Origin of the sequence: Bradyrhizobium sp. CCGUVB23 (genome assembly GCF_024199885.1) — a bacterium.
In the GTDB taxonomy this organism is placed as follows: Bacteria; Pseudomonadota; Alphaproteobacteria; order Rhizobiales; family Xanthobacteraceae; genus Bradyrhizobium.
This window is the reverse complement of sequence record NZ_JANADQ010000001.1, coordinates 9562450-9575725: the sequence shown is the minus strand read 5'-3', so window position 1 is coordinate 9575725 and position 13276 is coordinate 9562450. Positions and strand designations below refer to the sequence as shown.

The window sequence follows — 13276 nt, the reverse complement described above, 5'->3', positions numbered from 1 at the left end:
CGACCTCATTGCATGCACCGCATGCGCCGCCGCCAATCGCTCGGCGTTTCTCCGGTCAATCGCCTGAACGCTGCGGCGAAGGCCGTTTGAGAGGCATAGCCAAGCTCTGCAGCCACCAAGGCGATCGATGTGTCGGTGTCGCGCAGCATGTTCATGGCCTGCTCGAGCCGGTGTTGGCGCATCCAGGCATGAGGTGAAAGACCAGTGCTTTCCTTGAAGGCTCGGCAGAAGTGAAAGCGCGACAGCCCCGCATCCGAAGCAAGCGCGGAGAGAGAGAGGTCCGCATCGCTATCGGAGCGCAGGCGCTCGATGGCGCGGCGCAGGACTGTCGGTGACAGCCCACCTGCAACTGGCTGGAACGAGGTTGGCGTATCCGCGTGCGCAGCGAGCAGGCGCGTGGCCAGAAGATCCGTAAGCTGATGCCTGAACAGGGCATCCAGGGCCGCATTGCCGTCCAGCGCGTCCGACGCACTCATAAGCAGGCGGGATGTGATCATGTCGGGATGTGCGGTTCGCTCCAGGAGATCGCCCGGTTCGGCTTTGTCGGCTTCATGCGCAATCCGCTCAAGCGTCGTGTGCGGCAGATAAAGCTGGACCACGTCGACAAGCCCGGGAATGTCCCATCGCGCGCTTGAGCCGGCCGGAATGATCGTCACCACGCCGGAACGCGCCGTGCCAATGGCGATCGATTTCCCGGTGCGCCGCTCCAGTCGCTGTACGCCCGTGGGATAGGTCATGATGACGTGGTCAGCCATTGGCTCGACCACGTCGTGCAGAGCTCCATGCTTCCAATGGGCGATAGCGCCATTCGACGCATCGGAAGCCATGCGGAGCGGCGCGGTCTTGAGGACGCGCGCCATTTCCATATCCGCGGGACGCCGGTTGGCGCCCGGCAATTCGCTCTGGTGCGTCTCGGGTGCCACCAGCAGCGCTTGCAAAGGATCATTCAAGATCGGCTTGTTCATGGCGTATGCTCGCGTTTGTGGGGCCGACACTCGCGCTGCTCGGCGTAACTTGCGGGCTGTTACGAAGCCGATGCTTCCTGTCTGCCCGTATCGATGCGCCTAAGCGCCGCGACCTTTCGATCGCGTTCTAGGCGCGGAGAACTACGGGGTCTTTTCCAAACCGGGCGTGCTTTGCCTGATTCTGCTCAAAGCCTATTCGAGCGGCGGATGCGGCGGTCGGCGTGGTCAATGCGGGAAGGCTTGGAAGTGCCGGCTTCACAAACGCACGATGGAACCCGAGAGTGATCTTGTGGAACCTGGCGAGACGAGCGCCAATTGCGTTGGAATCGCTTTGAAAAATCGTCCTGCCGAGAATTAATCGGGGACTCGGCCGACACACCTGTCAGTTGACGAGCTAGTCTGGACGGGTGCTCGCCTACCTCCGATAATGCATTCTCGATCTGGTCGGGCGCAGCAATGGCCCGCCAGGTCAAATTCCACTGGATGAGATTGACACATATGCCACAAGCGGGGGTCTACGGACAGAGGCTCGGGCGGCCCTTGTTTTTGAAGGAGGCGCCCTCGCTGATAACGCATTCGCTGCGCAGCGCCGAGCTCGCGGTCACCGAAACCCGGAATGACGATCCGGTGTGCGATCTTTCCGGCCCCTTTCCCGCCGAGGATGCCTATCTCGTAAGCCTCAAGTTTCGCGACTACCCCGACTGCGAATGTTGGGAACGGGGTCGGTGCGTCATCAAGACGGATGTCCGCGCCGGCGCAACCTATCTTTATGACCTGAAGCGCGATCCACGCTACGTAATTGACAAGCCGTTCCACTCCGTCTTTTTCTATCTGCCGCGCTCGGCGCTCGACGACATGGCCAAACAGAGCGGCGCTCCACGCGTCGGCGAACTTGACTATCAGCCCGGCGTCGGACACGACGACACGGTCGTCCGTCATGTTGGCGCGTCGCTGCTGGAGGGACTGCGTCGGCCGGCCGAGGCCAACCAGCTTTTCATCGATCACATGATGCTTGCGCTTACCGCGCATGTCGCCCAGGCTTATGGCGGGCTGAGGCGAACCGGCGAGCTGGCTCGCGGCGGTCTTGCGCCGTGGCAGGTGAAGCGAGCCTGCGAAAGGCTCGAGTCTGACCTCGGCGGGACGATTTCATTGCAACAAATCGCGGCCGAGTTTGACCTCTCGGTCAGTCATTTTTCGCGCGCGTTTCGATTCTCCACCGGACTGCCGCCGCATCAATGGCTGCTCCATCGGCGCGTGAAAGCGGCCAAGCAGTTGATGACTGTCCGCGATCTGCCGCTGGCCGAAATCGCAGTTTCGGTCGGGTTTGCCAATCAAAGCCACTTCACGCGGGTATTCTCGGCCGCGGTCGGTGTCAGCCCAGGCGTGTGGCGCCGCGAAGCGTTTGGTGCAACAGGAAGCGAAACCTAAGGGACCACGCCTATGGCACAGGCGAGCACCTTCGGAGAAAGGGTCAGGCAGCAGTTGCGCCTGAGGGATGCACCGCCCTCGCTGATCACGCGTTCAATGCGCGGCGTCGATCTCGCGGTCACCGAAACCCAGGATGATACCCCCGTGCCAGGCCGTTCCGGCTCAGTGGCCGATGAGGCCTATCTCGTCAGCCTGAAGCTTCGCAATTACCCGGACTGCGAACTCTGGGATCACGGCAAGTGCGTCACGAAGACGGATGTCAGACCCGGTACAACGTATCTGTACGACCTCAGGAGCGATCCGGGCTTTATCATCAACAAGCCCTTCCATTCCCTCCAGTTTTATCTTCCGCGTTCAGCGCTCGACACCATCGCTAAAGAATCCCGTACACGGCGTGTTGGCGATCTCGCTTGTCAGTTCGGCTTCGGCCATGACGACAAGGTCATGCGTCATATCGGAGCATCGCTGTTGGAAGGGCTGCGTCGGCCGGCCGAGGCCAACCAGCTTTTCATCGATCACATGATGCTCGCGTTCACGGCGCACATCGCGCAGGCCTATGGCGGACTGGAGCGCATCACCGTGTCGAGCCGCGGCGGTCTCGCTGCGTGGCAAGTGAAGCGCGCCTGCGAAAAACTCGAATCCGATCTCGGCGGGCAGCTTTCGTTGCAGCAGATCGCGGCCGAGTTCGGTCTCTCCGTCAGCCATTTTTCACGTGCATTTCGGGTTTCGGCTGGTTTGCCGCCGCACCAATGGCTGCTGCGCCAGCGCGTGAAGGCGGCCAAGCAGTTGATGACTGTACGCGAGCTGCCGCTGGCCGAGATTGCACTATCGGCCGGGTTTGCCAATCAAAGCCACTTCACGAAGGTATTTTCGGCCGCGGTCGGCGTCAGCCCAGGCGTGTGGCGCCGCGAAACACTGGGCGCGCCGGAAGACGATACATAGTCCGCGGCCATCAGGGGGCTCGCTCGATCAACGACGCCTCGCAAACGAGATAGCGTAGGCAGCGCTGCGCGCCGCGAAGATCTCGTCCGGCGGATGACCGATGCCTTCGGCGAGATTTGCCGGATCGAAGAAGAAGGCGTCGCACGCTTCGTTTGGATCGATAGCTGTGATGACGATTGTTCCCAACCGCAGCGCCTCCCGTCTGTCTTCGTCTGGCCAACGGATGGTCGCGTCCATAGTGGGATCCCCGGGACGATCGAGCAGGGCCATCACGCTGAAGCGGGCATCGCCTGCGGCGATCCGATGTTCGAGATCTTCGTGCAAAAAATCCGCAGACTTCGCCTTGGCTTCGTCCTCCGCCAGCGCGATGTCTCCGCCGACCGGCGTGACCTTGAACTTGATGAACCGAGTCTCCCCCATCGAATTCGTCGCGGGAAAGGCGTGCACGCCCCAGTAGGTTGTTCCAGCAAAGCTCGCCGGCAGCGGGCGCGCGGCGATGTAATCGGCCTGATGCTGCGTTTCGGGATTGGCGGCGGCGAATGCGCTGATTCTCTCCATATCCGGCTTGCCGTCCTCTCCCGGAATGCTCGCGTCGAGGAACGCCAGCATCTGGTCGAGCGTCCTTGCATAATGCACCGGAGCGCTCTGCGTGAGAATGTCGGATCGATGATCAACGTTCCCGAGCCTGAAACTGAAGCCGCGCAGCGCGAGCTTGTCGGTATCCGCAACCCTGGGATTGCCGCTGCCGACCGAGAAGCGCGCCAGTACGCGCGATGGTCTAGTGAAGCTCTGGGATTTCGTAATCTCCTCCGCCTGATCCGACGGGATATAAGCGCCATGGACGCATTGGCCCTTGGCAAAGCTCGCGCGTACCTTTGGTGGATCACCAGCTACCGCTTTCAGGGCGTCGACGATCGACGCGGGCGCGGCGCTGCCGGTCGGGAACTGGGACTTCGCGGGGTCTTTGGTTGACATCGCAACGATCTAGCGAACCTGGTATTTCGTTGCGCCAGAGCGATTGCGGCACTTGTAGAGCGGTTGCTGCTATCGCGACGCGTCGTTGCCAATCCCTAAAAGTCCGAAACCTTGCCGACCGTAAATCCGGCGAAGCGCTCGGCCCGGTAGGGTCTGGGATCGACGATCGGCGCCGCGCCGGTCACCAAGTCCGCGACGAGGTGCCCGGATGCTGGGCCGATACCAAAGCCGTGGCCGCTGAAGCCCGCCGCCAATATCAACCCAGGCAGGCCGGACGCTTCTCCGATGACCGGCACGCCATCGGGTGTCGAGTCGATGTAGCCGCCCCACGTGGCGGTGATCTTCGTGTCCTTCAGTGCCGGTAACAATTCGAGGGCGCGCCGATGCGTGAGTTCGATCGTGCTTTGATCGGGCGTGGGATCGAGGATGCGAACGCGTTCCATCGGCGTCGGGCCGCCCGCGCGCCAACGGCGGAGCGTTTCGTGCCCCGACCTCACACCCTCGAGGTCGCCGGGGAGCAGACTGCGAAAGCGCCGCGCGAACATCGGCAGGAATTGCGCGGCGAAGCGGAACTGCTGCGCGGTTGGATCGACGCGTCCGCGACCGCTGATGGCGAGCGTGTATCCGCCGTCGCCGCGTTTCGTCACCGAAACGGCGGCGGTGTGGAGCGCGTCCGGCAGACCCTTCGTGCCTGCCGAGACGGAGAGAATGGACGAGCGGATCGAGGCGAGCGGAAGGCGGATGCCGGCCTGGTGGCAGAAGGACGAGGACCACGCGCCGCCTGCCAGTATCGCGACACGCGTGCGAATCGTGCCGTGCTCCGTCACGACCGCGCTGATCCGGCCGCCCTGGGTCTCCAGCCCGCGAGCCGCGCACATCTGGCGCACCGAACCTCCACGCCTGAGGATCGCCCGCGCGACCGCCGGCGCTGCATTGGCGGGATCGGCGGTGCCGTCGGTTGGCGAGAAGACGCCGCCCTTCCAGGCGCGGCCCGTCGCCGCGCCGCGCCGCGTCGCCTCGGTCGCATCGAGCATGTGCGTGGTCACGCCGGCCGTACGGGCGAAGTCGCGCCAGCGCGCCCAGCCGTCGAGCTCCGCCTCATCGTTGCTGAGGTACAGGAGGCCGCAGCGAGAGAAGCCGGTGCTCTCGCCGCTTTCGGCGCCAAAGCTCTCCCACAGGTCCAGGCTCTTGGTTGCGATCGGCAATTCTCGCGCATCGCGGTTTTGCTGGCGGCACCAGCCCCAGTTTCGGCTGGATTGCTCGGCCCCGATCCGCCCCTTCTCCACGAGAGCGACGCTGAGGCCTCGCAGGGTGAGATAGTAGGCGGCAAACACCCCGATAATGCCGCCTCCAATGACCACCACGTCGGCGCTGTGGGGAAGATCCGGCGAGGTCTCGATGTGGCAGAGTGGCGCAGGCATCCTGACGTCCTAGATTTCGCTCGCCGCATCGTAAGTCGCGCATCGGCGCGAACGGCGCTGGATTCGATGGCAGCCCAGCATTTTGTGCTGTATTCTCATTATCCTGCAAAACGGCATTCTACCTGAATGATATGACGCCGGCGGTGGCCAACGGATACAGGATAGGTGGGCTTTTGGCTCATTGTACCAAATTTTATGCTGCGCCTTCCGGCGCGTGCTCAATGGAGGATCGTCAATGAAGCTGGACCGGATCGACATCAAGATCCTCCACGAACTCCAGAAGAACGGTCGCATCACAAATGTCGAGCTCGCCGAGTTGGTCAACCTGTCGCCGAGCCCATGTCTCATGCGTGTGAAGAGACTGCAGAGCGAGGGCTACATCGAGGGCTACTCGGCCCAGATCAACGTGCGCAAGCTCGGACAGACGCTGACCGTGTTCACGGAGGTTACGTTGAAAAACCATCGGCAAATCGACTTCGCCCGCTTCCTGGCGGCGGTCGACAAGGTCGATCAGCTGATCGAATGCCATCTCGTCTCCGGCGGTTACGATTACATGCTGAAGTTCGTCACCGCCAGCATCGGCGAGTACCAGACGATCATGGAACGCCTGACGGACATGGATATCGGCATCGACAAATATTTCAGCTTCGTCGTCCTGAAGTCGCCCATCGTGCGCTCGCAGATGCCGCTGACCAGCCTCTTTCCTGCCTGATTGCCGGCTGCGCCAGCGCCACTACTGGTGGCAATAGGCCCGCACCTCTTCGGCGTTCTGCTTCAGATTGTCGAGCCAGGTGGGATCGAGTTTGGGGACCGAAGAGAACAGCAGCCGCGTATAAGGGTGCTGCGGTGCCGCCAACCGGTTCGGCGTGATCTCCTCGACCTTCTGGCCGCGATACATCACGATGATCTCGTCGCAGATTGCCTCTACGACCGACAGGTCATGGCTGATGAAGATGTAGGAGAGGCCGAGCTCGCGCTGCAACTCCTTCAGGAGCTCGACCACCGCGGCCGCCACGACCGTATCGAGAGCCGACGTGATCTCGTCGCACAGGATGAGCGTCGGCTCGGCAGCGAGCGCTCGAGCAAAGTTCACCCGCTGCTTTTGACCGCCTGAAAGTTCTCCTGGCAATCGATGGCGCACCGATTTGGGGAGATGGACCAGATCAAGAAGCTCGCTGACGCGCGCATCGCGCGCTTTGCCCTTCATGCCGTGGTAGAAGGTGAGGGGACGTCTCAAGATGTCTTCCACCGACTTCGCGGGGTTGAGCGCTGTGTCAGCGTGCTGGAACACGATCTGAATCTTGCGGAGTTCGTTGCGGGTACGGCCGCGGCCGGCTTTCCCCAATTCGCGCCCATCGAAGATGATGTCGCCCGCATGGGCCGGCAGGATCCCGGCAATGGCCCGGGCAAGCGTTGACTTGCCACAGCCGGACTCGCCGATAATGCCGAGATTGCGCCCACGATCCAGCTTGAGGCTGACTGCCTGGACGGCGCTGATCAACGGTTGTCCATCGCGCCGACGAGGGCCGTAGCCGACTGTCAGATTGTCGACCTGAAGCAGGTGACCGTCGGTCGCGTCCTCGTGTTCAGGCCCGCGCTGTTGTGCCTTCGGCCTGAACGCGGCCAGCAGTTCCCTTGTATAGGGGTGCCGGGCCTCCTCGAGGATTTCGCTGGTCGTGCCCGTTTCCTGGACCGTGCCGTCTTTGAGCACGACGATCCTGTCGGCGATCTGGGCGACGACGGCCAGATCATGCGAGACGTAGACGCCGGCGATGTTGTGCTGCGCCGTGACAGCCTTGAACGCGCGCAGCACCTCAACCTGGGTCGTGACATCGAGCGCCGTGGTGGGCTCGTCGAAGATGACGACCTTCGGTTGGCCGATCAGGGCCATCGCGGCGGCGAGGCGCTGCAACTGGCCGCCCGAGACCTGGTGCGGATAGCGGTTGCCGATCGTTTCCGGCTCCGGCAGCGACAGTGCTTTGAACAGCGAAAGGGCTTTCGCGTGTGCCTCTGCGGTCGACATCAGCTTGTGGATGCGCGCCACCTCGATGACCTGATCCATGATGGTGAGTGCAGGATTGAAGGCGGCCGCAGCGCTCTGCGGCACGTAGGCGACCCTCGTCCCGCGAATGCCCGCGCGTTCCGCTTCCGAGAGCTTCACCATGTCGACGCCAGCGAGGTGTACTTCGCCGCCGGTGATTGCGCAGCCTTGCCGGGTGTAGCCCATCAGCGTCATGGCAATCGTGGTTTTGCCCGAGCCGCTCTCGCCGATGAGGGCGACGATCTCGCCCTCGGCGATGTCGAGGCTGACGCCCTTGATGATCTCGACCCGTCTGTCTGCGTCGGTCGTTGCCTCAACCCTGAGATTGCGGATCTCGACGAGGTTTCCGGTCATTCGGCGCTCCGGTCGCGAATCCTGCTCGGCAGGTTGTCGATCAGAAGGTTGACGCTAATCGTGAGACTTGCGATGGCGAGCGAAGGGAAGATCACCGCCGGTGCGCCAAAGGGCAGGCCACCGATATTCTCGCGGACCAGCGCTCCCCAGTCGGCGTAGGGTGGTTGCACGCCGAGACCTAGAAAGGACAGGCCAGAGAGCAGGAGCACGATAAAGACGAAGCGCAGGCCGAGGTCGGCAAGCACGGGACCGAGAATGTTGGGAAGGATCTCGGATGCGATGAGATAGGGCAGGCCTTCGCCTCGAATGCGGGCGACCGCCATGAAATCCATCGTGTTGACATTGACGGCAAGAGCGCGGGCGAAGCGGTAAGCTCCCGGGGTGTAGATCACCGAGAGCGTCGCAATCAGCGCCGGGATCGACGAGCCCACCGCGGCGACCACGACAAGGCCGAACAGCTTGCTTGGAATTGAGTTGAGCGCATCGAGAAACCGGCTCAACATGCTGTCGAACCACCCGCCGGCGACCGCTGCAGTCATGCCGAGTGCGACGCCGCTGAAACAGGCGATGGAGACGGCGGCAAGCGAGATGCCGAGTGTGTAGCGTGTTCCCATCAGGATGCGCGAAAAGATATCCCGGCCGAGATAGTCCGAGCCAAACCACAGGTCTCGGCTCATAGGCCCGAAATAGTCGGTATCGACGATCTCGCCAACCGAATGCGGGATGATCTGCGGGGCGAAAAGGGCGACGCCGCTCCAGAGAAGAATGATGCTCAGCGCCGACATGCCTATGAGATTGAAGCGATAGCCCAATCGCATTCCGAACCGGCCGGACAAAGTCGCTCTCGTCATCGCAGCCTCGGATTGGACAGGACGGCGATGATGTCGGCGGCCGTGATCAATGCCAGGTAACCCAGGCAGAAGATCATCGCGCATGTCTGGATCAGCGGCAGGTCGCGGGTCGAAACGGCATCGACCATCAGCTTGGCGATGCCGGGATAGTTGAAGATGGTCTCCACGATGATCACGCCGCCGAGCAAATACGATAGCGATAGTGCGACCGAATTGACGATGGGACCAAGCGCATTGGGCAGTGCATGCCTCAGCACCAGCCGGGGGCGCGAAGCGCCCTTGAGGAGAGCCATCTCGACATAGGGCGTGTTCAACGTCTCGACCACGGCGGCGCGCGTCATGCGGATCATCTGTGCCGAAACGCCGAATGTGAGCGTTACGACCGGCATTGCGTAGGTCCGCATCAGGTCATAGAACGACTTGACCTCGTTGGTGAAAGACAGTGCCGGCAGCCATTTGAGGTAGACTGCGAAAAGCAGCACCGCGAGGGTTGCGATCATGAACTCCGGCACCGAGATGATGCCGATGGTCGCAACTGTCACGATGCGGTCGTAAAGGGTTCCGCGCCACATTGCGGCGGTGATGCCAAGCGTCAGGGCGAGCGGCACGGCGATCGAGGCGGTCAGTCCTGCAAGCATCATCGTGTTGGCGAACCGTCCGCGTATCAGATTGGCGACCGGAACGTTATTTGCATAAGACGTGCCGAAATCGCCCTGGACGAGCCCGGCCATCCATCTCAGGAATCGGATGATCGCGGGATCATTGAGATGCATGGCCTTGCGCAAACCATCGACGGCTTCGGGCGTCGCGGACTGCCCGAGCAGGATCGTGGCTGTATCGCCGGGCAAAAGTGCGGTGGCAAAGAAGACGGCAAAGGAAACGATCACGAGCGTAATCAAGGCGATGAGAAGCCGCTTCACCACAAGTGACGTAACTTGTCTTCTCACGCTCGCGCTCCCGCACCACGCCGGGTTTGTTCAGCCCATGGTTCCGATGTCGGGAGCCAGAGCATGCACCTCGCTATGCGCCGGTCAGGCGGTAAGCCAGACGTACTCGGCGAAGGCGTAGCCCATCATACCGCCGAGCGGGTTGGGCTCCAGTCCCTTCAGCTTGGCGGTGATGGCGTCCACATTGGAGATGTAGGCCGGAATAATGGTGCCCGCTTCTTCCGAAACCAGCACCTGCATCGCGTTGTAGATCTCGCGGCGCTTGGCCTGATCGAGCGAGCCGCGGGCCTCGAGCAGCATCTTGTCGAATTTTTCCGAGCTGAACCGGCTCTCGTTCCATGGCGCATCCGACTTGTAGAGCAGGGAGAACAGGATGTCCGGCGTCGGACGAGGGTTGATGTTGCCGAAGTGGATCGGTGCCTTCAGCCAGTAATTGCTCCAGTAGCCGTCGGAGGGCACGCGCTTCACATCGAGCTTCATACCGATCTGGGCGGCCGTAGCCTGAATGATCATGGCCATGTCGATCGCCGAACCGGCCGCATCGGAGGTGATGACCTCAATGGTCTGACCGAGCACGCCAGCTTTCTCGAAATGGAATTTGGCCTTGTCCGGATCGAACGATTTAGGCTTGAGCGCCGCGTTGTGGTAGAAGTTGGCAGGCGACACGGGTTGATCGTTGCCGACGACGCCGAAGCCGCGCAGTGCCGATTTGACGATCTGCTCGCGGTTGACCAGGTATTTCATACCCTCCACGAAATCCCGGTTGTTGCCGGGCACCATGTCCATGCGCATGTTCAGGTCGGTGTAGGTGCCCGACGTGGTCGTGGACAGCGCGAAACCAGTCCGACCTTCGAGCAGGCGCACCGATCGCGGGTTGATCGACGCAGCGAGTTGAATGTCGCCGGACAGCAGGGCATTGATTCGAGCGTTTTCATCAGGAATGGCGAAAAACTCGAATGAATCGACGTTCGGACCGCCTTTGAAGTAGTTGGGATTTCGCACGCCGATCGAGCGCTCGCCGGGTTCGAATTTCTGGCACTTGAAGGCGCCGGTCCCGTTACCTGAGGAGAAATCGGTCGTGCCGTCGGCCACGATCATGAAGTGATGCATGGACAGGATCGTCGGGAGATCCGCGTTGGGGCTCGCCAGGGTAACCTCGACGGTGTTCTTGTCGACGGCCTTGAAGTCGGTCATTTGGGAAGCGATCGCCGCGACTTTCGAACCGGTTGCTTTGTCCAGGTGGCGCTTCAGCGAGAAGATGACATCGTCGGCGCTGAGGTCCTTGCCGCTATGGAAGGTGATGCCCTTCTTCAGCTTGATCGTCCAGGTTTTGGCATCGGCGCTCTCGATCGACTCGGCGAGCTCCATCTGGGGCACGCCAGCCTGGTCGAGGAATGTCAGGCGATTGTAGAAGGAGCAGCAGCGCACATAGTCGGTCGAGAGCGAGGCTTTGGCTGGGTCGAGCGTGTCGGCGGTCGAGGAGGACCAGGCCGCCGCCTTCAGAGCGCCGCCTTTCACGGGTGTCGCCGCCACCGCTTGCGACGCGCGGCCGAAGACCGCGCTGGCGGCAGCCAGTGCCACGCCATTGGCGAGCATGAACTTCAGAAGGTCGCGGCGCGAAGCCCCGCGCCGAATAGCGCTCTCGACCATGGCGTCGTCTGAACAGGACCAGTTCCTCGTCGTGTCGCTCATGTCAATCCCTCGTCGCTGGCTAAGGCTATGGCTCATGCTGCGGTGAGCGGCAGATTGTTCTGTCGCACGATTGTCGTGGGTGCCGGCCCGGTCCCGTTAAAACGACCAGGCCGCAGCACCCCTTAAGGACTGCATTCTTTCCCGCGATCGAAGTCTCGCAGGATAGTCCCGCGGCTGTGTCCGAAAAAACCGCGGGCCACGGCACAAAATTGCGAAGATGCCTCGGTTTCTAGTATTTCGGACCAGCTTGCAGCCGGCTCATTATGCATGCCTACTAATGTTGCAATGCGGCGCGAACTTCGGCATCGGCCAGCGTGTCATCAAGCGTCCTGGCGGTGCGTTCGATGATGGCTTCGATATCGGACTCGGAGCAGCAGAGCGGCGGGGCATAGCCCAACACGCCCGTCGGGAAGGCACGGATGACAAGGCCGTTCTTCCAGGCGCGGTCGAAGATGCGCTTTGCCGGTTCGGCCGCGGCGGGAAGTGGCGTCTTGCGTTGCTTGTCGGTGACGAGTTCGATGGCGGCGAGCATGCAACGGCCCCGCACATCTCCGACAAGGGGGTGATCCCTTAGCGACTGAAGGCCCGCCATCAGGCGTGCACCGGCCTTTGCGCCATTCGCAAGCAGGCCGTTCTCGTAGAGGCGCAGCACTTCGAGGGCTACCGCGGCACTGACCGGATGCGCGGAGTAGGTATAACCGTGGCCAACTGCGCTGGAGCCCGCCGCATCGGCGATCGTGTCGTAGACGTGATCCGACAGGAAAACCGCGCCCATTGGCACGTATCCAGAAGTCAATCCCTTGGCGACGGTCATGAGGTCCGGGACGATCTCGTCCTCGCTGCACGCGAAAAGCGGTCCGGTCCTGCCGAACCCGGTAATCACCTCGTCCGCCACGAAGAGGATGCCATATGCCCGGCACCGCGCGCGCATCGCTTTCATCCAGCCTTTGGGCGGCACGAGCACGCCGCCTGAGCCCTGGATCGGCTCGGCATAGAATGCGGCGACGCGCTCCGGGCCTCCGATCTCCTCGATCTTCGCATCGAGGGCAGCCAGCGAGGCGGCGATGATGGCGCCTCCATCCTCTCCGGCTGGGTTGCGATAGACATAGTGCGAGGGAATCCTGTGCTGCCAGCTTAGCGGCAAGCCGAACCCGGCATGGAAAGAGGGCAGGGCGGTCAGCCCGGCGCCGACGGTCGAGGACCCGTGATATCCCTGTTCGACGGTGATGAAATGCTCTCGCTGCGGCTCGCGGCGAGCGTGCCAGTAGTAACGGATGAAGCGGACCGTGCTGTCGACTGCGTCCGAACCGCCGAGCGTGAAGTAGACGTGGTTCAGGTCACCGGGAGATCGCTGCGCCAGCTCTGCTGCAAGCCGGATCGCTGGCTCCGAGCCGAGGCTGAAATAGCCCGTTGCGTAGGGAAGCTCCTGCATCTGCCTGGCCGCGGCCGCAACGATACTCTCGTGCCCATAGCCGGCATTGACGCACCAGAGCCCGGCAAAGCCGTCGACGAGCTGATGTCCGGAAGCGTCCGTCACGATCGCTCCCCTGGCCGACTTCAGGACTCTAACGCCGGTCGCCTCATGCCCCCGGTAGGATGCGACCGGGTGGACGAGATGAGCCCGATCGAGTTCGATGAGTGAATTGCTGAGCATCAAAGT

Annotated in this window: 11 protein-coding genes; 3 read left to right on the top strand and 8 right to left on the bottom strand. The window is 62.2% G+C overall.

All coding sequences use genetic code 11. The features are described 5' to 3' along the window. Positions 1-5: 5 nt before the first annotated feature. A complete protein-coding gene (locus NLN62_RS45000; RefSeq protein WP_254113013.1) occupies positions 6-965 on the bottom strand; it encodes an AraC family transcriptional regulator in 960 nt (319 codons plus the stop codon). A gap of 498 nt (positions 966-1463) precedes the next feature. Between NLN62_RS45000 and NLN62_RS44995 the strand changes: the two genes are divergently transcribed. Both NLN62_RS44995 and NLN62_RS44990 read left to right on the top strand, forming a co-directional pair. Further along, a complete protein-coding gene (locus NLN62_RS44995) occupies positions 1464-2393 on the top strand; it encodes an AraC family transcriptional regulator (protein WP_254113863.1) in 930 nt (309 codons plus the stop codon). Between the two features lie 12 nt (positions 2394-2405). Beyond that, on the top strand, positions 2406-3335 hold the full coding sequence (locus tag NLN62_RS44990) for an AraC family transcriptional regulator (protein ID WP_027526179.1): 930 nt from the start codon (positions 2406-2408) through the stop codon (positions 3333-3335). A 27-nt stretch (positions 3336-3362) separates the two neighbouring features. Here the strand turns inward: NLN62_RS44990 and NLN62_RS44985 are convergent, their stop codons facing one another. Further along, the gene (locus NLN62_RS44985; protein ID WP_254113012.1) at positions 3363-4310 is read right to left on the bottom strand and encodes a catalase family peroxidase; all 948 of its coding nucleotides are present in this window, start codon (positions 4308-4310) and stop codon (positions 3363-3365) included. Positions 4311-4405: 95 nt separating this feature from the next. Then, a complete protein-coding gene (locus NLN62_RS44980; RefSeq protein WP_254113011.1) occupies positions 4406-5731 on the bottom strand; it encodes an FAD-binding oxidoreductase in 1326 nt (441 codons plus the stop codon). 235 nt (positions 5732-5966) lie between these two features. On the opposite strand from NLN62_RS44980, the gene NLN62_RS44975 reads away from it, so the two are divergent. Next, positions 5967-6443, top strand: a complete 477-nt coding sequence (locus tag NLN62_RS44975) for an Lrp/AsnC family transcriptional regulator (RefSeq protein WP_027526182.1) — start codon at positions 5967-5969, stop codon at positions 6441-6443. A gap of 21 nt (positions 6444-6464) precedes the next feature. On the opposite strand, the gene NLN62_RS44970 is transcribed toward NLN62_RS44975, so the two are convergent. The 5 genes from NLN62_RS44970 to NLN62_RS44950 form a co-directional block, all read right to left on the bottom strand. Then, positions 6465-8126: an ABC transporter ATP-binding protein gene (locus NLN62_RS44970; protein ID WP_254113010.1), complete on the bottom strand. Its 1662-nt coding sequence runs from the start codon at positions 8124-8126 to the stop codon at positions 6465-6467. Then, a complete protein-coding gene (locus NLN62_RS44965) occupies positions 8123-8977 on the bottom strand; it encodes an ABC transporter permease (protein WP_254113009.1) in 855 nt (284 codons plus the stop codon). The genes NLN62_RS44970 and NLN62_RS44965 overlap by 4 nt, the downstream gene beginning before the upstream one ends. Further along, a complete protein-coding gene (locus NLN62_RS44960) occupies positions 8974-9924 on the bottom strand; it encodes an ABC transporter permease (RefSeq protein ID WP_254113008.1) in 951 nt (316 codons plus the stop codon). The genes NLN62_RS44965 and NLN62_RS44960 overlap by 4 nt, the downstream gene beginning before the upstream one ends. 84 nt (positions 9925-10008) lie before the next feature. Then, entirely contained in the window at positions 10009-11616 is a 1608-nt protein-coding gene (locus NLN62_RS44955) for an ABC transporter substrate-binding protein (RefSeq protein WP_254113007.1), read from the bottom strand. 274 nt (positions 11617-11890) lie between these two features. After that, positions 11891-13270 carry an aspartate aminotransferase family protein gene (locus NLN62_RS44950; protein WP_027526187.1) on the bottom strand — a complete coding sequence of 460 codons (1380 nt, stop codon included), beginning with the start codon at positions 13268-13270 and terminating at the stop codon, positions 11891-11893. Positions 13271-13276 lie beyond the last annotated feature (6 nt).